At 72.6% G+C, this 18,598-nt stretch carries 18 protein-coding genes; 14 read left to right on the top strand and 4 right to left on the bottom strand.

The genetic code is table 11. The features are described from left to right. Positions 1 to 22 precede the first annotated feature (22 nt). The 3 genes from AB0Q99_RS33605 (at position 23) to AB0Q99_RS33595 (ending at position 2,328) form a co-directional block, all read left to right on the top strand. Positions 23 to 1,393 carry an MFS transporter gene (locus AB0Q99_RS33605; protein WP_363577942.1) on the top strand — a complete coding sequence of 457 codons (1,371 nt, stop codon included), beginning with the start codon at positions 23 to 25 and terminating at the stop codon, positions 1,391 to 1,393. A 129-nt stretch (positions 1,394 to 1,522) separates the two neighbouring features. Then, on the top strand, positions 1,523 to 1,645 hold the full coding sequence (locus tag AB0Q99_RS33600) for an SGM_5486 family transporter-associated protein (protein ID WP_363577940.1): 123 nt from the start codon (positions 1,523 to 1,525) through the stop codon (positions 1,643 to 1,645). A 155-nt stretch (positions 1,646 to 1,800) separates the two neighbouring features. Continuing rightward, positions 1,801 to 2,328 (top strand): histidine phosphatase family protein, encoded by a 528-nt coding sequence (locus AB0Q99_RS33595; protein ID WP_363577938.1) that lies wholly within the window; start codon positions 1,801 to 1,803, stop codon positions 2,326 to 2,328. A 117-nt stretch (positions 2,329 to 2,445) separates the two neighbouring features. Here AB0Q99_RS33595 and serB read toward each other — a convergent pair whose 3' ends face one another. Continuing rightward, entirely contained in the window at positions 2,446 to 3,708 is a 1,263-nt protein-coding gene (gene serB / locus AB0Q99_RS33590; RefSeq protein WP_363577936.1) for a phosphoserine phosphatase SerB, read from the bottom strand. Positions 3,709 to 3,931: 223 nt separating this feature from the next. Between serB and AB0Q99_RS33585 the strand changes: the two genes are divergently transcribed. From AB0Q99_RS33585 to AB0Q99_RS33575, 3 genes are all read left to right on the top strand, one after another. Further along, positions 3,932 to 6,526, top strand: a complete 2,595-nt coding sequence (locus AB0Q99_RS33585) for an FHA domain-containing protein (RefSeq protein WP_363577934.1) — start codon at positions 3,932 to 3,934, stop codon at positions 6,524 to 6,526. A 330-nt stretch (positions 6,527 to 6,856) separates the two neighbouring features. Next, complete coding sequence (locus AB0Q99_RS33580) at positions 6,857 to 7,954, top strand: GAF domain-containing sensor histidine kinase (RefSeq protein ID WP_363577960.1); 1,098 nt, start codon at positions 6,857 to 6,859, stop codon at positions 7,952 to 7,954. After that, on the top strand, positions 7,947 to 8,615 hold the full coding sequence (locus AB0Q99_RS33575) for a response regulator transcription factor (RefSeq protein WP_363577933.1): 669 nt from the start codon (positions 7,947 to 7,949) through the stop codon (positions 8,613 to 8,615). Before AB0Q99_RS33580 ends, AB0Q99_RS33575 begins: the two co-directional genes overlap by 8 nt. A gap of 125 nt (positions 8,616 to 8,740) precedes the next feature. Here the strand turns inward: AB0Q99_RS33575 and AB0Q99_RS33570 are convergent, their stop codons facing one another. Then, positions 8,741 to 9,544, bottom strand: coding sequence for a hypothetical protein (locus tag AB0Q99_RS33570; RefSeq protein ID WP_363577931.1), 804 nt, complete (start codon positions 9,542 to 9,544; stop codon positions 8,741 to 8,743). Between the two features lie 149 nt (positions 9,545 to 9,693). Here AB0Q99_RS33570 and AB0Q99_RS33565 point away from each other — a divergent pair, with 149 nt between their 5' ends. From AB0Q99_RS33565 to AB0Q99_RS33535, 7 genes are all read left to right on the top strand, one after another. Beyond that, a complete protein-coding gene (locus AB0Q99_RS33565) occupies positions 9,694 to 10,485 on the top strand; it encodes an ABC transporter ATP-binding protein (protein WP_363577929.1) in 792 nt (263 codons plus the stop codon). A 230-nt stretch (positions 10,486 to 10,715) separates the two neighbouring features. Further along, positions 10,716 to 11,138, top strand: a complete 423-nt coding sequence (locus AB0Q99_RS33560; RefSeq protein WP_363577927.1) for an NfeD family protein — start codon at positions 10,716 to 10,718, stop codon at positions 11,136 to 11,138. Between the two features lie 10 nt (positions 11,139 to 11,148). Then, complete coding sequence (locus AB0Q99_RS33555) at positions 11,149 to 12,213, top strand: SPFH domain-containing protein (RefSeq protein ID WP_363577925.1); 1,065 nt, start codon at positions 11,149 to 11,151, stop codon at positions 12,211 to 12,213. A gap of 204 nt (positions 12,214 to 12,417) precedes the next feature. After that, on the top strand, positions 12,418 to 13,176 hold the full coding sequence (locus AB0Q99_RS33550) for a sulfite exporter TauE/SafE family protein (protein WP_363577923.1): 759 nt from the start codon (positions 12,418 to 12,420) through the stop codon (positions 13,174 to 13,176). Between the two features lie 102 nt (positions 13,177 to 13,278). Beyond that, positions 13,279 to 13,458 (top strand): DUF1272 domain-containing protein, encoded by a 180-nt coding sequence (locus tag AB0Q99_RS33545; protein ID WP_363577921.1) that lies wholly within the window; start codon positions 13,279 to 13,281, stop codon positions 13,456 to 13,458. Positions 13,459 to 13,553: 95 nt separating this feature from the next. Then, complete coding sequence (locus AB0Q99_RS33540; protein WP_363577919.1) at positions 13,554 to 13,859, top strand: 4a-hydroxytetrahydrobiopterin dehydratase; 306 nt, start codon at positions 13,554 to 13,556, stop codon at positions 13,857 to 13,859. A gap of 115 nt (positions 13,860 to 13,974) precedes the next feature. After that, complete coding sequence (locus tag AB0Q99_RS33535) at positions 13,975 to 16,071, top strand: PQQ-binding-like beta-propeller repeat protein (protein WP_363577917.1); 2,097 nt, start codon at positions 13,975 to 13,977, stop codon at positions 16,069 to 16,071. Between the two features lie 27 nt (positions 16,072 to 16,098). Here the strand turns inward: AB0Q99_RS33535 and AB0Q99_RS33530 are convergent, their stop codons facing one another. Further along, positions 16,099 to 16,629, bottom strand: coding sequence for an HNH endonuclease (locus AB0Q99_RS33530; RefSeq protein WP_363577915.1), 531 nt, complete (start codon positions 16,627 to 16,629; stop codon positions 16,099 to 16,101). A gap of 293 nt (positions 16,630 to 16,922) precedes the next feature. Here AB0Q99_RS33530 and tyrS point away from each other — a divergent pair, with 293 nt between their 5' ends. Next, the gene (gene tyrS, locus AB0Q99_RS33525) at positions 16,923 to 18,191 is read left to right on the top strand and encodes a tyrosine--tRNA ligase (protein ID WP_363577958.1); all 1,269 of its coding nucleotides are present in this window, start codon (positions 16,923 to 16,925) and stop codon (positions 18,189 to 18,191) included. A 162-nt stretch (positions 18,192 to 18,353) separates the two neighbouring features. Here tyrS and AB0Q99_RS33520 read toward each other — a convergent pair. Beyond that, positions 18,354 to 18,598 (bottom strand): hypothetical protein (locus AB0Q99_RS33520; protein WP_363577913.1); only part of this gene is annotated, 245 nt, incomplete at its 5' end.

Genomic DNA, 18,598 nt, shown 5'->3' with positions numbered 1-18,598 from the left:
CCATCATTCTATGATGGCGCCCATGCCCGCAGCAGAGACCACCGCTTCCCCGCGGAACCAGGACCGGCCGCAGACCGAGCGGCTCGCCGAATCCGCCCCTTCCGCCTCGTCCGCTCCGTCAGGCCCTTCGGGCCCTTCGGCGCCTTCCGCCAGGTACCTGGGCTGGCTGTTCGCCGCCGCGATCGCCGCCGCCGCCTTCAACCTGCGACCCGTGGTCACCAGCCTCGGGCCGCTGCTCGACCAGGTCCGGGCCGACCTCGGGATGAACCCGAGCCTCGCCGGGCTGCTCACCGCCGTGCCGTCGCTGTGCTTCGCGCTGTTCGGCTTCGCGGCCCCGGCGGCGGCCCGCCGGATCGGCCCGATCGCGGTGATCACGGCCGGCATGGGCGCCATCACGGCGGGCGTGCTGGCCCGTTCCTTCGCCGGCGGCACCGCGGTGTTCCTGCTGCTGACCGCGCTCGCCCTGGCCGGCGTGGCGGTCTCCAACGTGCTGCTGCCGGTGGTGATCAAGCGGTACTTCCCGGAGAAGGTCGGTCCGATGATCGGCCTGTACTCGATGGCGCTGTCCGCCGGCACCGCGCTGGCCGCGTTGGTCAGTGTGCCGCTGACCGACTCCCTCGGCGGTGACTGGCGCTACGGCCTGGGCGTCTGGGCCGTGCTCGGGGCGCTCGCCGTGCTGCTGTGGCTGCCGCTGTTGTTCGCCAAGCGCGAGCGCGGCGAGCGGGAGGGCGGCGAGCGGGAGGGCGGCGAGCGGGAGGGCGGCGCCGTCGCCGCCGCCCCGGCCAGGCTGCCGATCACCCGCAGCCGTACGGCCTGGGCGCTGGCCGGCTTCTTCGGCCTCCAGGCGACCGGCGCGTACGTGGTGATGGGCTGGCTGCCGAAGATCTTCCAGGACGCCGGCATCGACAAGGGCACCTCCGGGGCGCTGCTCGCGGTGACCATGGTGATCGGCGTGCCGGTCTCCTTCGTGCTGCCCAACCTGGCCGCCCGGCGCGGCGACCAGCGGCTGTTCGTCGTGGTGCTGGCCTCCTGCGGCATCGCCGGGTACGCCGGGCTGATGCTGGCCCCGGCCGGCGCGCCGTGGGCCTGGGCGGTCCTGGTGGGCCTGTCCAACTGCGCCTTCCCGCTGGTGCTGACGATGATCGGCCTGCGGGCCCGGACCGCGGGCGGGGTGGCGCAGCTGTCCGTCTTCGTCCAGGGCGTCGGCTACCTGGCCTCCGTGCTGGGCCTGGTCCTGATCGGCCCGATCTACCAGCTCACCGGCGAGTGGAACTGGCCGCTGGGCTTCCTGGCGCTGCTGCTGGTGCCGCAGATGCTGCTCGGGCTGCGGGCCGCGCGGGCCCGGCACATCGAGGACGAGGCGGTCCACCCGGCGGAGCCGGTCGAGGCCTGACGTGCGGCCTGACGTGCGGGCCGGGGCGCGGGGCTCGAAGGTCAAGGTTCCGGCGCCGAAGGTCAAGTCCCGGCCAAGGCGGCGGGGCCGCCGCAGGACGGGCCCGTTCGGGATGGGAGGATTCCCGACATGCCCGTTCTCGACCCGAACCCGACCGACGGCCGCAAGCAGCTCGGCCGTATCGCCCTCGCCTTCGGCGCCATCGTGCTGCTGGTGGCGGTCATCGCCTCCATCGCCACCTCGATGGGCTGACGACCGCCGACCGCGGCTCAGGCACTGTTCGATCACAGCCCGTCCACCGTTCGCCGTCCCGGTGAACGGGCCATGACGGCACCCGACACCCGGGGGAGTGGCGGCAACCGGGAGCATCGCGCCACCGGGCGGCTTTTCTGCCAAGCTTGCTGGGTATGAGCGCCGACACGCCCCGCAGGATCATCGTTCTCCGTCATGCCAAGGCCGACTGGCCGAACGGCGTGGACGACCATGAGCGGCCGCTGGCCGACCGGGGCCGCCACCAGGCCCCGGACGCCGGCCGCTGGCTGGTCGACTCCGGCATCAACCCCGACTACGTGCTCTGCTCCTCGGCCCTGCGCACCCGGGAGACCTGGAAGCTGGCGGCGCACGAGCTGCCCAAGCGGGCCCGCAAGACCGTGTACGAGGACCGGATCTACGAGGCCAGCCCCGGCGAGATCATCGCCGTCCTCCAGGAGACCCCGGAGGAGTACGCGGACGTGGTGCTGGTCGGCCACAACCCCGGGGTGCTGGGCCTGACCCAGGTGCTGGCCGGGGACGCGGGCGACCGGGACGCGCTGGAGCGGCTGCGGCTCGGCGGTTTCCCGACGGCGGCGATCGCGGTGCTCAGCTTCGGCGGCTCGTGGAAGGGCGTCGAGCCGGGCGTGGCCGAGCTGGTCTCGTACTACACGCCGCAGGACTGACCCGGAACGTACGAGAGGGGCGCGCGGATCCGGTCCGCGCGCCCCTTCGGTACGTCCGCAGGACCCGTTCGGCCGGGTCCTGTCCGGCCGGGTCCTGTCCGGCCGGGTCCCGGTCGGTCAGTCGTCCTCGGTCGGGGTGCCGTGCAGCGCGTCGGCCGCCTCGACCTCCTCGCGGGTGATGCCCAGCAGGTACAGCACGGTGTCCAGGAACGGCACGTTCACCGCGGTGTCGGCGGCCTCGCGCACCACCGGCTTGGCGTTGAACGCCACCCCGAGCCCGGCCGCGTTCAGCATGTCCAGGTCGTTGGCGCCGTCGCCGATCGCCACCGTCTGCTCCAGCGGGACCTTCGCCTGCTCGGCGAAGCGGGCCAGCCAGCGGGCCTTGCCGGCCCGGTCCACGATCTCGCCGACCACCCGGCCGGTGAACTTGCCGTCCACCACCTCCAGGGTGTTGGCCGCCGCGAAGTCCAGCCCCAGCTGCTCGACCAGGTGGTCGGTGACCTGGGTGAACCCGCCGGACACCACCGCGACCTGGAAGCCGAGGCGCTGCAGCGTACGGATCAGGGTGCGCGCGCCCGGCGTGAAGCGGACCTCCGCGCGGACCTTCGCGGTCACCGAGGCGTCCAGCCCGGCCAGCAGCGCCACCCGGGCGTGCAGCGACTCGGCGAAGTCCAGCTCGCCGCGCATCGCCGCCGCCGTCACCTCGGCGACCTGCTCCTCGCAGCCCGCGTGGGCGGCGAACAGCTCGATCACCTCGTCCTGGATGAGCGTGGAGTCCACGTCCATGACCACCAGGCGCTTGGCCCGGCGTTCCAGTCCGGCCGCCACCACCGCGACGTCCACCCGCTGGGTGGCCGCCTCCTGGGCGAGCTCGGCCCGCAGCTCCTCGGTGGCCACGCCGGAGACGGCCAGCTCGACCGCCGTCACCGGGTACTTGGCGAGCCGGAAGACCCGGTCGATGTTGCCGCCCGCCGCGGTGATCCGGGAGGTCAGCGCGGAGACGGCGGCGGCGGTCAGCGGGTGGCCGAGCACCGTGACGTGCGAACGGCCCTCGCGGCGCGGCCGGTTGTCGCCGATGCCGGAGAGGATCTCGGCCTGGAGCTTCTGCTCGTCCGCCCAGCGGTGGACGGTGGCCCGCAGGCCGCCCTCGGCGCCGGCCGCGGTGGGCGGGGTGACCAGGGCACACAGCGTGATGCGGCCACGGGTCACGACCTGCTCGATGTCGATGACGTCGACGCCGAACCCGGCCAGCGTCGCGAAGAGGCCGGCGGTGATGCCGGGGCGGTCCTTGCCGAACACCTTGACGAGCAGGGTGCGCTCGTCCGAGGTCCGGGGCTGGGCGGCGGGGAGGGGCTCAGCGGCCAGGGGCGATGCGTTCATGGTGTGTCCCACGCTACCCGTCGTCCGACGGCCCGAGGGCACCCGTCCCACCTCGCGGGACGCCGCCGGTCCGGGCTCCGGTAGCAGCCTGGTCACAGTCACCCGGGGTGACTTTCACCCTCGGTCGGCGGGCTGGAATGATTCCCCCCGTCAGTCGCAGGAACATCGCACCCCGGCCGGGGGCCACAATTCGGGGGAACCGAGAGAGCGGGGCAGGCGCGCAGTGCCGCAACTCGTCATTGAGATCAACGGACAGCAGCGGACTCTGGAGCCCGGGCGGTCCTACACCATCGGGCGCAACCCGCAGTCGGACTTCCCGTTCGACGACGCCAGGGTCTCCTGGCAGCACGGGACCATGAGCTTCAACGGCAGCGGTTGGCAGCTGGACGACCACGGCAGCACCAACGGGACGTACGTGGCCGGAGCCCGCACCATGCAGGCCCGGTTGTTCCCCGGAGCCGTCGTCAACCTGGGCAACCCGGAGAACGGCCCCCGGCTCGGCTTCTCCGCTCCCGCGCCCGTCGTCGCCCCGCACGCCACCCCGATGCACGAGGCCGCCACCAGCCGCGGCCCGGTGCCGCAGCCCCAGCAGCCGTACCAGCAGCCGCAACCGCAGCCTCAGCAGCAGGCCTGGGCCGGTCAGCCGCAGGTTCAGCAGCCGTTCCCGCAGCAGCAGCAGTACGCGCCGCAGCCCCAGCAGGGCGGCTTCCCGCAGGACCAGGGCCGTCCGCAGGACCAGGGCTTCCCGCAGCAGCAGGGTTTCCCGCAGCCGTCGCAGCACGGTGGTGGCGGCCCGCAGCCGACCATCATCCGCAACCTGACGGCGGGCATGAACACCGTCCGGATCGGTCGCGCGCTCGACAACGACATCGTGGTGTCCGACCTCCAGGTCTCCCGCCACCACGCCGAGCTGCGCCAGCTCCCGGACGGCCGCTACGAGATCGTCGACCTCGGCAGCCACAACGGCATCTTCCTCAACGGCCAGCGGGTGCAGCGTCAGCTGATGGGCCCGCAGGACCGGCTGACCGTCGGCCACTCCAGCTTCGTGCTGGTCGGCGACCAGCTGCAGGAGTTCGTCGACACCGGCGCGGTCTCCTTCTCCGCCCGCCACCTGACCGTCGAGGTCGAGCACAAGGGCGCCAAGAAGATCCTGCTCAACGACGTCAGCTTCGGCGTCCCGGAGAAGTCCCTGGTCGCGGTCATCGGCCCGTCCGGCTCCGGCAAGTCGACCCTGCTGCGCGCCCTCACCGGCTACCGCCCCGCCGACCGCGGCGAGGTGCTGTACGACGGGCGCAACCTCTACAAGCAGTTCGCCGAACTCCGCTCCCGCATCGGCCTGGTGCCGCAGTCCGAGATCCTGCACCGCGAACTCACCGTCCGGAAGGGCCTCAAGTACGCGGCCCGGCTGCGCTTCCCCGGCGACACCGAGGCCCGCGAGCGCGACGCCCGGATCGACGAGGTGCTGTACGAGCTGCGCCTGGACAAGCGCGCCGACAACAAGATCACCGCGCTCTCCGGCGGCCAGCAGAAGCGCGTCTCGGTCGCCCTGGAGCTGCTCACCAAGCCGTCGCTGATCTTCCTGGACGAGCCCACCTCGGGCCTCGACCCGGGCATGGACCGCGAGGTCATGCAGATGCTGCGCGGCCTCGCCGACGACGGCCGCACGATCCTGGTCGTCACCCACTCGGTCGCCGAACTCGCGCTCTGCGACCGGCTGTTGGTGATGGCGCCGGGCGGCTCGGTGGCCTACTTCGGCCCGCCGGACGAGGCGCTGCACTTCTTCGGGTACGAGACCTGGGCGGACGTCTTCCAGGCCTTCGAGAACTACCCGGACCACGACTGGGCCGGCCGCTACCGCGGTTCGGTGCACTACCAGCAGTACTCCGCGCCGACCGTCGAGGCCGGCGAGGTGCAGCACGCGCAGGTGGCCCAGGAGGCCGTCAAGCCGCCGAAGCCGCAGAGCTGGGGCTCCCAGCTGTGGACCCTGATGCGCCGCTACATGTCGGTGCTCGCCTCGGACCGCGGCTTCCTCGCCCTGTCGGTGCTGCTGCCCGCGGTCATCGGCGCGGTGAGCGTGCTGATCCCCAACGCACCGGGACTCGCGCCCAACCCGAAGTCGCAGCTGGGGCTGAACAGCGGGGCCGCGACGATCATCCTGATCCTCGCGATCGGAGCCTGCTTCTCCGGCGCCGCCAACTCCGTTCGAGAACTGATCAAGGAACGGGCGATCTACGAGCGGGAACGGGCCACCGGGCTCTCCCGCTCGGCGTACATGATGTCCAAGATCATCGTGCTGGGCTTCTTCAGCGTGATCCAGGGCGCCATCATCTCCGCCGTCGGCTTCCTGCCGCGCAAGCTCCCCGCGCACGGCCTGATCGTGAAGAACCTGCCGATCATCGAGATGACCATCGGCATGATCCTGCTGAGCTTCGCCGCGATGATGTTCGGCCTGATGATCTCCGCGCTGGTGAAGACCGCCGAGAAGACCATGCCGCTGCTGGTCATGTTCGCCATCGTCCAGGTCGTCTTCACCGGCTGCCTCTTCCAGATCTTCGGCAAGCCCGGTCTGGAGCAGGTCGCCTGGCTGATGCCGGCCCGCTGGGGCACCGGCATCGTGGCCACCACGCTCGACCTGTCGCACCTCATGGGCCCCTGGAACAAGGACTTCCAGAACCCGAACTACGACCCGCTCTGGGGGCACACGGTGGCCCAGTGGGCGATCGATGCGGGCGTGCTGATCGTGATCTCGGCCCTGATCGGGATCCTCGTCACCCGGCTCCAGCGCCGGCACGAGCCCGAGGTCATGCAGAAGGGCTGAGCCGAGACGGGCCGAGCCCGTCCTGAACCGCCGAGGGGCGGCCCTCCCGTTTTCGGGAAGGCCGCCCCTCGGCGGTTCTGCCGCCGGTTCTGTCGCCGCCCGTCCGCCAGCCCGCTCGCCCGCCGAACCGGAGGAGCGGTCGGGCCCAGTGGCCTAGGTCCCCGGACCTGCGCCCGGGGCGGCCGCAGGCGGACGCGGCCGCCCCGGCCGCGGCGGTAGCTTGGCGGTATGCCCAGCACCACCGGAGACCACCTGGCCCACCGCGGCCCGCTGCCCGCCTGCGACCCCTGCCTGTCCGGGATCGAGGCCGTCAGCCGGGCGCTGCTCGCGATGAGCCGGCACCTGGAGGTCCGCGAGGTGCTGCGCCGCATCACCGCCTCCGCCCGGGACCTGCTCGGCGCCGAGTACGCGGCCCTGGGTGTGCCCGACGACCACGGCGGCTTCGCCCAGTTCGTGGTCGACGGCGTCACCGACGAGGAGTGGCGGGCCATCGGCCCGCTGCCCCGCCAGCACGGTGTGCTCGCCGCGATGCTGCACGAGACCGGCCCCACCCGCCTCGCCGACGTCCGCCGGGCGCCCGCCTTCGAGGGCTGGCCCGCCGCCCACCCCGAGATGGACGCCTTCCTCGGCATGCCGATCCTGGACCCCGACGCGGCCGAGGACGAGTCGCAGGTGATGGGCGTCATCTTCCTCGCCAACAAGCGCGGCGGCGGCCTCTTCACCGACCACGACGAGGAACTGCTGCGGATCCTCGCCGCGCACGCCGCCCTCGCCCTGTCCAACGCCCGGCTGTACGAGCGCAGCCGCGAACTCACCCTGGCCGGCGAGCGCGCCCGGATCGCCCACGACCTGCACGACGCCGTCTCGCAGAAGCTCTTCTCCCTGCGCCTCACCGCCAAGGCCGCCGCCAAACTCGTCGACCGCGACCCGGCCCGGGCCCGCGCCGAACTCGCCGAGGTCGCCCGGCTGGCCGCCGAGGCCGCCGACGAACTGCGCGCCGTCGTCGTGGAACTGCGCCCCGCCGCGCTGGAGGAGGACGGGCTGAGCGCCACCCTCGCCTCCCAGGTGCAGGTCCTCGACCGGGCGCACACCGCCGACGTGGCCTTCGCCGCCGACGGTGTCCGCGCCCTGCCGCCCACCCAGGAGGCCGCCCTGCTGCGGGTCGCCCAGGAGGCGCTGCACAACGCGCTGCGCCACTCCGGCGCCGGCCGGGTCACCGTCACCCTGGCCGGGACGACCGCGCGCGGCGCCGTGCTGCGGGTGCGCGACGACGGGCGCGGCTTCGACCCCGAATCCGTCCGCCGGGCCGGCCGCCACCTCGGCCTGGCCTCGATGCGCGACCGCGCGGCCGCCGTCGGCGGCACGCTCACCCTGGAGTCGGCCCCCGGCCGGGGGACGCTCGTCGAGATGGAGGTCCCCGGTGCCTGAGAGCACACCGTCGATCCGCGTCCTGCTGGTCGACGACCACCAGGTGGTCCGGCGCGGACTGCGCACCTTCCTGGAGGTCCAGGACGACATCGAGGTGGTCGGGGAGGCCGCCGACGGGGCGGAGGGCGTCGAACGGGCCCGCGCACTCGACCCCGACGTCGTCCTGATGGACCTCAAGATGCCCGGCGTCGACGGGATCGAGGCGCTGCGCACCCTCAAGGGCGAGGGCAGCCGCGCCCGGATCCTGATCGTCACCAGCTTCACCGAGCACCGCACGATGGTCCCCGCGCTGCGCGCCGGGGCCGCCGGGTACGTCTACAAGGACGTCGACCCGGAGGCGCTGGCCGGAGCGATCCGCTCGGTGCACGCCGGCCACGTGCTGCTCCAGCCGGAGCTGGCCGAGGCCCTGCTCTCCGACGAGGGCCCGCGCGCGCCGCAGGGCCGCGGCGGCACCCTCACCGAGCGTGAGCGCGAGGTGCTCGGCCACATCGCCGACGGACGCTCCAACCGGGAGATCGCGCGCAGCCTGCACCTGTCGGAGAAGACGGTGAAGACCCACGTCTCCAACATCCTGATGAAGCTGGACCTGGCCGACCGCACCCAGGCCGCGCTCTGGGCCGTCCGCAACGGCGAGGCCCGGGAGGCCGCCCCGTCGGCGTGACGGACCCACGGACCGCCATGGCGGAGTGGCCCACGGGGCCCACGGGCCGCCGGGCGGAGGGACTGCCGGGCCGGGTGCGGGGGTCGGTTTCCGGCCAGGTACGAAGGCCGGGCCCGGCGGATCCCTCAGCGGGCCTCGCGCTCGTCCACCAGGGCGTTGTAGGCGGCCACCTGGGCCCGCCGGGCGGTGCGCCACAGGGGGGCCAGCACGGACTGCCGCGCGGCCATCTCGGAGGCGCTGACGGCCGCGCCGTGGCCGTCGGAGGCGATCGACAGCAGGGCGGACACCTGGCGGGCCGACTCCAGCACCCGGACGGCGCGCGGCGGGTAACCGGGCGCGAGCAGCTCGCTGTGCCCGCGCCGGCGGTACGCCTCCAGGGCGCGCAGGGCCTCCGGTCCGGCGCCGGCCACGTCGAGCCGGGTGAGCAGCACGGTCGCCTCGCGCAGCCCGTCCGCCAGCTCGCGCTCGGCCTCGTGCAGCGAGGGCACGTCCGCCGGCGGCGCGTCGTTCACTTCGGCACAGCGCCACAGCACCATCGCCGAGCGGTCCCCGGCCGGGCCGAACACCTCGACCTCCGGCACCAGCCCGAGCGGCACCCCCACCGCCAGCACGGCCTCGCCCGCGGCCATCGCGCGCTCGTTGAACGGCGCCGGACCGGTCAGCCCCAGCGGGTGCCCGGCCGAGGGCAGCGCCAGGCGCAGGCCGGTCACCCCCAGCACCCGCAGCCGGCCGAGCGCCCAGGTCAGCCCGTGCCGCTCGCCCGGCTCGTCCCCGGGCAGCCCGGTCACCCGGTGGCTCTCGTCGGCGCCCAGGACGGCCGCGGCGGCGTTGTCGGGCGGCACCAGGCCCGCCAGCAGGGCGTTGCCCCAGGCGGCCAGCCGCCCCGAACGGGGCTCTTCGTACGGATTGTCGGCAGGAGTCGCGAGCATCCGGCCAGCCTACGGAATCGGCGGTCATCCGCGTGGCGTAGGTTTGCCCATGCGCGTGCGGCGCACCCACCCCGTGCCCACCGGCTGCCGGAGTCGGCGTGCCGCCCGCACCGACGGCCGAGAATCTTGTTTTTGGGGAAGGCATAGGCATGAGCGACGTGCTGGAGCTGGTGGACGTATCCGTGGTCCGGGAGGGGCGCGCGCTGGTCGACCAGGTCTCGTGGTCCATCTCCGAGGGTGAGCGCTGGGTCATCCTCGGCCCGAACGGCGCCGGCAAGACCACCCTGCTGCAGATCGCCTCCTCGTACCTGTTCCCGACCTCGGGCAAGGTCACCGTGCTCGGCGAGAAGCTGGGCGAGGTCGACGTCTTCGAGCTGCGCTCCCGGATCGGCCTGGCCGGCGCCGCCATGTTCGACAAGCTGCCGGCCGAGCAGACCGTGCTGCAGACCGTGCTCACCGCCGCCTACGGCATGACGGTCAGCTGGCAGGAGAGCTACGAGCAGTCGGACGAGTCCCGAGCCCTGGCGCTGCTCGACCGCCTCGGCATGTCCAACCTCACCGGCCGCAAGTTCGGCACCCTCTCCGAGGGCGAGCGCAAGCGCACCCTGATCGCCCGCGCCCTGATGACCGACCCGGAGCTGCTGCTGCTCGACGAGCCCGCGGCCGGCCTGGACCTCGGCGGCCGCGAGGACCTGGTCCGCCGGCTGGGCGCGCTCGCCCAGGACGAGTTCGCCCCGGCGATGGCGATGGTCACCCATCACGTCGAGGAGATCGCCCCGGGCTTCACCCACGTCCTGATGATCCGCCAGGGCAGGGTGCTCACGGCCGGCCCGATCGACACCGAGCTGACCGCCCGCAACCTCTCCAAGTGCTTCGGCCTGCCGCTCACCCTGGAGCGCCACGGCGACCGCTGGTCGGCCCAGGGCCTGCCGCTGGGCTGAGGCCCCGTCCGCTGCTCCCCGCCCCGTCCACCGCGCGTCCCGGGACCGTCAGTTGCCCGTCCCGGGACGTGTTCGCCGTCCGTCCCGGGGCCGTCGGCCGGCCGCCCGTCGGTCGTCCCGGGGCCGTCCTCCGGAAGGCGGTCGGAACCGGTCGCACGTGCGACCGGTTTCCGCCCCTCGACCTGCGGGAACTGTCCGCCTCGAAGGCCTTCGCTCCCTAGGATGGACGTGTGGACAGCTGGATCTGGTGGCTCCTGGCCGCCGCGGCGCTCGGCATACCGCTGGTACTCACCGCGATGCCGGAGTTCGCCATGTTCGCGGTCGGAGCGCTGGCTGCCGCCGGTGTGGCCGGACTGGGCGGGGGAGTGGTCCTGGAGACCGTGACCTTCCTCGTGGTCTCGGTCGCGCTCGTGGTCTTCGTCCGCCCGATCGCCTACCGGCAGCTGCAGAAGGGCCCTCACATCAAGATGGGCATCGAGGCGCTGCACGGCGCCACCGCGGTCGTCGCGGAAACCGTCGACGGGGAGGGCGGACGGATCAAGCTGAACGGCGAGATCTGGTCGGCCCGCGCGCTCCACCCGGACCAGGTGTACCAGCCCGGGCAGCAGGTCGACGTCGTCGAAATCCAGGGCGCGACCGCCCTGGTCGTCTAGGGGAGAGCCCGTGGAACCCGTCCTTATCGTCCTCGTCGTCCTGGTCGTGGTGGCCTTCATCGCGCTGATCAAGACGATCCAGGTCATCCCACAGGCCAGCGCGGCGATCGTGGAGCGCTTCGGCCGCTACACCCGGACGCTCAACGCGGGGCTGAACATCGTCGTCCCGTTCATCGACCGGGTCCGCAACCGGATCGACCTGCGCGAGCAGGTCGTGCCGTTCCCGCCGCAGCCGGTGATCACCCAGGACAACCTGGTCGTCAACATCGACACCGTCATCTACTACCAGGTCACCGACCCGCGGGCGGCCACCTACGAGGTCGCCAGCTACATCCAGGCGATCGAGCAGCTGACCGTCACCACGCTGCGCAACATCATCGGCTCGATGGACCTGGAGTCCACCCTGACCTCCCGCGAGGTCATCAACGCCGGTCTGCGCGGCGTCCTGGACGAGGCCACCGGCAAGTGGGGCATCCGGGTCAACCGCGTCGAGCTGAAGGCGATCGAGCCGCCGACCTCCATCCAGGACTCGATGGAGAAGCAGATGCGCGCCGACCGTGACAAGCGCGCCGCGATCCTCACCGCCGAGGGCCAGCGCCAGGCGCAGATCCTCAAGGCCGAGGGTGAGAAGCAGGCGGACGTGCTCAGGGCCGAGGGTGAGGCGCAGGCCGCGGTCCTGCGCGCCGACGGTGAGGCGGCCGCGATCCGGACGGTCTTCGAGGCCATCCACGACGGCGACGCCGACCAGAAGCTGCTCGCCTACCAGTACCTGCAGACCCTGCCCGAGCTCGCCAAGGGCGACTCCAACAAGCTCTGGATCATCCCCAGCGAGGTCGGCGACGCGCTCAAGGGCCTCGGCGGTGCCTTCACCGGTCTGACCGGCAACGGCGGCGGGGTCAACGGCGGTGCCGTCAACGGCGGTGCGGTCGCGGCGCCGAGCGTCCCGAAGGCGGCCCCGGCCACCCAGGTGCCGCTCGACCCGGCGTCCGGGCCGCGGCCGGTGGACACCGAGAAGGGCGCCGCCCGTCCCCGGGTGGACCCGACCCGGGAGTACCCCAAGATCGACCCGGAGTGATCCGGCCGCAGTGACGTGATCGGAGTGACCGCACTCCACCGAGGGCCCGTCACCGTACGTCTCCCGTACGGCGGCGGGCCCTCGGGGTACACGGGCCGGTTCCGGACGGTGTGGCGTACGTCCCGAATGGCGGGCGGGCCTGGCCGGGCGGGCGCGCGGTCCGGCATGATCCCCCTCGGACAGGACCGAGAGGAGAGATGACCCATGACGCCCTGGGAGGCGGTCGCCGTCCTGGTGGCCGGGGTCGGCGCCGGGATGATCAACGTGATCGTCGGCTCCGGGACCCTGATCACCTTCCCGGTCCTGCTCGCCGTCGGCATCCCGCCGGTCACCGCCAACGTCTCCAACTCCTTCGGCCTGGTGCCCGGTTCGCTCAGCGGCGTGATCGGCTACCGCCGCGAGCTCGCCGACCAGGGACGCCGGGTGCTGCGCCTGGGCACCGCCTCGCTGCTCGGCGGGCTGCTCGGCGCGCTGCTGCTGATCAAGCTGCCCAGCGCGGCCTTCGACGCGATCGTCCCGGTGCTGATCCTGCTCGCGCTCGTCCTGGTGGTGGTCCAGCCCCGGGTGGCGAAGGCCGTCGCGGCCCGCCGCCGGCCGGACGGCGACCCGGACGGCGGCGTGCTGCTGCTGGCCGGGGTGTTCCTCACCGGCATCTACGGTGGGTACTTCGGCGCCGCACAGGGCGTCCTGCTGATGGCGCTGATGGGCATGCTGCTGCAGGAGGACCTGCAGCGGATCAACGGGGTGAAGAACGCCCTGGCGTTGATCGTCAATGCCGTGGCCGCCTTGTTCTTCTTGTTCACCTCGACCGTGAACTGGGCGGCCGCCGGGCTGATCGCGGTGGGCTCGCTGGTCGGCGGGCTGGTCGGCGCCAAGGTCGGCCGCCGCCTGTCGCCGACCGTGCTGCGCGGGGTGATCGTGGTGGTCGGTCTCGCGGCCGTCACCAAGCTGCTGGCGGGTTGACCGCTCGTCCGCTCGTCCGGTGGTCCGGTGGTCCGGTCGTTCGGTTGTGGGGACGTCCGGTTGTGGGGACGTCAGATCGTCGGAGAGTCGGAGGAGTAGGCCATGGCCCTGGAGATGCGCGAGACCTGTGAGCGCTGCGCGGTGTCGCTGACCGGGGACGGATCCGCCTCGATATGTTCCTACGAGTGCACCTTCTGCCCGGACTGCACCGAGGCCCTGGCCGGCGCCTGCCCCAACTGCGGCGGCGAGCTGGTGGACCGTCCGCGTCGGAAGGCCGCCTGACCCGGCACCCCGGAACACCCGGAGTTCCCGGAGCGCTCCGGGAACTCCGGGTGTTCCGGACGACTCCGGACCGACGACCCAGCAGGAGCGCAGCGATGAGCAACAGGGCACGGCTGAGCGAGGACGAGATCACGGCGGGGCTGGCTGAACTGCCGCACTGGACCCGGGAGGGCGACAGCATCGCCCGCAGCGCCGACGCCCCGGACTTCCCGGCCGGGATCCGGGTGGTCGTCGCCGTCGCCGAGCAGGCCGAGGCGCTCGACCACCACCCCGACATCGACATCCGCTGGCGCACCCTGCGCTTCGTCCTGTCCACCCACAGCGCCGGCGGTCTCACCAGTCTGGATCTCGCCCTGGCCGCCCGCATCGACGAGGCCCTGCGCGCCGAGTCCGCGGCCTGAGGCCGCCGGCCCGGGCCCCGGAGCGTACGCCGAGGGCCCGGGTCGCCCCTCTGGACGGGCGTGAGATGCTGACTGCCGCATCGGCTGGCAGGTGAGCTCGGGAGGGACGGATCGGATGGCGCAGGAGCCCTTCGGAGACGCCCACACCGGGCAGCAGCCGTGGTACCCCCAGGGGCAGTCCGACCAGGGCCGGCCGGACTGGCAGGACGGCGGCCACTACGGGCAGCAGCCGCAGGACCAGGCGCACTGGCAGCAGCAGACGGGCTACGGCGCGGCCGGGTACGGGCAGCAGCAGCCGCAGTACGACCAGGCCGGCCAGGACCAGTCCGGCTACGGTCAGGCGGGCTACGACCAGAGCGGGTACGGGCAGGTCGGCTACGACCAGAGCGGGTACGGGCAGACCGTTTACGCCGAGGGCGTGTACGTCCCGGGGCAGTTCGGCGGCCAGGAGCAGTACCAGCCGCTCCCGGGGTACGAGCAGTACGAGCAGTCCCCTCAGCAGCCGCAGTACTCCGAGCACGCGCAGCAGCAGTACGCGCCGTACGCCGTGGCGCCGCAGTCCGCCGAGGACGCGCTGTACGTCCCGGCCGGTGCGGAGTACTCGGCGGACGGCTACCTCCACCTCCACGAAGCCGAGCCGGAGCCCGCGCCCGTCCCGGAGAAGGACTCGGCGACGGCGGAGACGACGGAGGAAGCGGAGAAGACCCCGGAGGCGAGCCCGGCTCCCGAGGCCGGGTCCGGCAGGCGGTCCCGGGCCGCCGGCCGCCGGGGCGGTGACGGCGGTTCCAGCTCCAGCTCCAGCTCCAGCTCCGGTTCCGGTGCGGATCCGGCGTCCGGCGCGGTGGGCGGCTCCTCGCTCTCGGCCAGGGCCCGGAAGGCCGCCGACGCGGTGCTGACCGGGGAACACGTGCCCAGCCGCAAGGCGCTGCTGGTGCGGGCCGGCGCCGGGGTGGCCGCGCTGGGGGTGCTGGTGGCGGCCGGGCTGATGGTCGGCGCCGAGGGCGGTGGCAGCGCGGCCGCGAGCAGCGGCGGCGAGCCCGGGTTCACGGTCGCGCACGCCCGGGCGTGGTCCGCGCAGCCCGCCGCGGCCGGGCTGCCCGCGGGCGACGACACGCTCGTCGGCAGCTGGCTGCTGGCGGACGCGGTGGTCCGGGCCGACGGTTCCGGGGTGCGCGCGTACGACCGCGCGGGCGGCAAACCGACCTGGTCGGTGGAGCCGCCGGCCGCCGGGGCCGTCCCGTGCGGGCTGTCGGCGAGCGTGAACCGGGTCGGCCTCGGCGCGGTGCTGTTCCGTCCGCAGGCGGACCCGAAGAGTCCCTGTTCGATGGTGGCCGTCGTGGACACCAGGACCGGCAAGACGGCCTGGACCAAGAGCCTCTCGGACGCCAAGGGCAGCTATTCCGCGCGGGTCGGCGTCACCGAGGACAAGGTGGTCGCGGTCGGTGACGACCGGGTGGTGGCCTGGGAGTCGGCGGACGGCAAGGACGTCTGGCAGTACACCGGGCAGGGCAAGTTCTGCACCCTCTCCGGTGGCGTCAGCGGCAAGACCGTGCTGGTGGCCTCCTCGTGCGCCGACTCGACGCCCGCCGACCAGGCCGTCGCGCTGAACACCGCGGACGGCAAGGTCGGCTGGTGGCGCGGGCTGAACAACCAGCCGAAGACGGTGACCGTGCTGTCCGCCGAGCCGGCCGTCGTCCTCACCACCGGCGACAAGCCGGAGAACGACCGGGTGTTCGCCTGGGGCGCCGCCGGCGACCCGGCCGCCGAGATCCCGGTGGTCACCGACGGCGGCCGGCTGGACGTCTCCCACGGAACCTTCGCGGCCACCCCCGAGGTGTTCTTCGACGGCCGCACGATGGCAGCCCTCCTGACCTCGGGGAAGGGCGGCGGGCCGGTGGCCGCGGTCGGCTACGACCTGGACACCGGCAAGCAGCGCTGGAAGGTGCCGACCACGGCCAAGGGCACCGTCCGGGCGGTCGGCGTGGACGGCGGCTCGCTGGTGCTCGCCGCCGACGAACGCCGTGACCAGCCCGCCCACTTCATCCGGTTCCCGCTGGCGGGCGGCCAGGAGGCGACCGGCGGCAACTTCCCGCCGGGGACCGGCTCGCTGCTGGTCTCCGGGCGGGTGCTGATCGGCGGTGGACAGGTGGTCGTGGTGCCCGAACACTCGGCCAACTTCGGCACGGCGGCCGGGTACCAGGCGAAGGACTGAGACAGCCCTCCGCACCCGGCCGGGCGGCTACGCGGCCGGGACGGGCCGGCCCGGCACGGGCGGCAGCCAGTCGGCGAGCTCACGGGCCTCCGAGCCGCGCAGACCGAGCGCCAGCATCAGGCTGGCCTGCGGGGTCGGGACGAACGGGCGGCGCAGCAGCTTCATCCCGGCCTGCTCCGGCGTCCGGTCCGCCTTGCGCTGGTTGTCCTCCGCGCACGCGGCCACGGTGTTCAGCCAACTGTCCGCACCACCGCGCGACTTGGGGTGCAGGTGGTCCACCGTGGTGGCCCGCCGCCCGCAGTACGCGCACAGGTGCTGGTCCCGGGCCAGGACACCCCGCCGCGACCACGGAGCCTGTTGTCGGAACGGCACCCGTACGTACCGTTGCAGTCTGATCACCCTCGGCACCGGGACGGCGACGCCCGTCCCCCTGATCGAGCGCAGTGGGTGCGCCTGTTCCACCACCGCCTTGTCCTGGAGCACCAGGACGACGGCGCGCTGGAGCGACACCGTCGTCAAGGGCTCGTAGCTCGCGTTCAGAACCAGCGTGTTGCGCACTCGGCACACCCTTCCCACGGGCGTGCCACGGCGGCACGACCGTCTCCACACACGTCACTGCCGCCGCGCGGCGGTGACACCACTCTGAATGGGCACCCAGCCGACGAACAACGGAATTTCCGGTATCGCGGAGGGGCCCGGGGGAGTGGGCCGACGGAACCGGCGGGGTGCCTCGGGGAAAACTCGCCGGCCGGAACCGCGTAGGCTCTATCAGGCTGGAGTCGCACCGACCCGGGGCCCGACCGAATCGGGCCGCCACCGGCCGGGCGCCCGATAGAAGGAGAAGCGTGACCGTGACGGACATCGTCGACGAGCTGCGGTGGCGAGGGCTGATCGCCCTGTCCACCGACGAGGACGCACTGCGCAAGGCGTTCGCGGACGGCCCGGTCACGTTCTATTGCGGCTTCGACCCGACGGCCCCCAGCCTGCACCTCGGCAACCTGGTGCAGATCCTCACCATGCGCCGCATCCAGCAGGCGGGGAACCTCCCGCTCGGCCTGGTCGGCGGTGCCACGGGCCTGATCGGCGACCCGAAGCCCACCGCCGAGCGCGTGCTCAACGACCCCGAGACGGTGGCCGGCTGGGTGGAGCGCCTGCGCGGCCAGATCTCGCGCTTCCTCGACTTCGAGGGCCCGTACGCGGCACGCATGGTCAACAACCTGGACTGGACGTCCGGGATGTCGGCGATCAGCCTGCTGCGCGACGTGGGCAAGTACTTCCGGGTCAACAACATGATCGCCAAGGAGGCCGTCGCCCGACGGCTCAACTCCGACGCGGGCATCAGCTACACCGAGTTCAGCTACCAGATCCTGCAGGGCATGGACTACCTGGAGCTGAACCGCCGCTACGGCTGCGCCCTGCAGACCGGCGGCAGCGACCAGTGGGGCAACCTGACCGCCGGCACGGACCTGATCCGCAAGGCCGACGGCAAGTCCGTCCACGCGCTGGCCACGCCGCTGATCGTCAAGGCCGACGGCACCAAGTTCGGCAAGACCGAGTCCGGCACGGTCTGGCTCGACCCCGAGCTGACCACCCCGTACGCCTTCTACCAGTTCTGGCTGAACGCGGACGACCGGGACGTCCCCAACTTCCTGCGGATCTTCAGCTTCCGCTCGAAGGAGGAGATCGAGGAGCTGGAGCGCGAGACCGCCGAGCGCCCCGCCGCCCGTCTCGCCCAGCGTGCCCTTGCCGAAGAGCTCACCACCCTCGTCCACGGCGCCGAGCAGTACGAGCGTGCGGTCGCCGCCTCCAAAGCGCTGTTCGGCCAGGGCGACCTCGCCGACCTGGAGGCCCCCACCCTGGCGGCCGCCCTGGCCGAGGTCCCGAAGGCCGAGGTGCCCGAACTCCAGCCGGTGGTCGACCTGTTGGTCGCCGTCGGCCTGGCGCCGAGCCGCTCGGCCGCCCGCCGGACGATCAAGGAGGGCGGCGCCTACCTCAACAACGTCAAGGTGACGGACGAGGAAGCGGTGCCGACCGAGGCCGACCTGCTGCACGGCCGCTGGCTGGTGCTGCGGCGCGGCAAGCGGAACCTGGCGGCGGCGGAGCTGGTCTCCGCCGGCTGAAAGTGCACCCGCTCTGAGCTGCGGCTTCGAGCATCGAGGGCCGGATCTGGACAGATCCGGCCCTCGACGTTTGACGATGTCGTTCGGGTGGCCTAGTGTTGAACGAGTCGCTGGAGCGGCCACCACTTTCCGCAAGACCCACTCTCACACCTCGAACCCCATTCACGTGGGTCGGTTGGCGTTTCCGTCAATCGGTGTGGTGGTGAATTTCGAGGAACTCTCGGAATGCGCTAACGTGGTGGACGTCGCAGAAAGCGGCCCGACCAGTTCGGTAAATCGGATGAATGAAACTCCGGAAAACGGAGCGGAAAGCGTCTGATAAGCTGGAAACACGAAAGAACGAAGCCCGGAGGGTCCGCTGGAAGGCGGTCCGAAGGAAGCGTCCGTTCCTTGAGAACTCAACAGCG

This window comes from Kitasatospora sp. NPDC086791, assembly GCF_040685975.1.
Taxonomy (GTDB): Bacteria; Actinomycetota; Actinomycetes; order Streptomycetales; family Streptomycetaceae; genus Kitasatospora.
The sequence above is the reverse complement of the archived record's forward strand: the minus strand, read 5'-3'. Positions and strand labels throughout refer to the sequence as shown.

Bases quoted from the DNA above. Each gene is read 5' to 3' on its own strand.
- AB0Q99_RS33605 (WP_363577942.1), top strand. From the start codon at position 23: ATGCCCGCAGCAGAGACCACCGCTTCCCCGCGGAACCAGGACCGGCCG.
- AB0Q99_RS33600 (WP_363577940.1), top strand. From the start codon at position 1,523: ATGCCCGTTCTCGACCCGAACCCGACCGACGGCCGCAAGCAGCTCGGC.
- AB0Q99_RS33595 (WP_363577938.1), top strand. From the start codon at position 1,801: ATGAGCGCCGACACGCCCCGCAGGATCATCGTTCTCCGTCATGCCAAG.
- serB (WP_363577936.1), bottom strand. From the start codon at position 3,708: ATGAACGCATCGCCCCTGGCCGCTGAGCCCCTCCCCGCCGCCCAGCCC.
- AB0Q99_RS33580 (WP_363577960.1), top strand. From the start codon at position 6,857: ATGAGCCGGCACCTGGAGGTCCGCGAGGTGCTGCGCCGCATCACCGCC.
- AB0Q99_RS33570 (WP_363577931.1), bottom strand. From the start codon at position 9,544: ATGCTCGCGACTCCTGCCGACAATCCGTACGAAGAGCCCCGTTCGGGG.
- AB0Q99_RS33565 (WP_363577929.1), top strand. From the start codon at position 9,694: ATGAGCGACGTGCTGGAGCTGGTGGACGTATCCGTGGTCCGGGAGGGG.
- AB0Q99_RS33550 (WP_363577923.1), top strand. From the start codon at position 12,418: ATGACGCCCTGGGAGGCGGTCGCCGTCCTGGTGGCCGGGGTCGGCGCC.
- AB0Q99_RS33545 (WP_363577921.1), top strand. From the start codon at position 13,279: ATGGCCCTGGAGATGCGCGAGACCTGTGAGCGCTGCGCGGTGTCGCTG.
- AB0Q99_RS33540 (WP_363577919.1), top strand. From the start codon at position 13,554: ATGAGCAACAGGGCACGGCTGAGCGAGGACGAGATCACGGCGGGGCTG.
- AB0Q99_RS33535 (WP_363577917.1), top strand. From the start codon at position 13,975: ATGGCGCAGGAGCCCTTCGGAGACGCCCACACCGGGCAGCAGCCGTGG.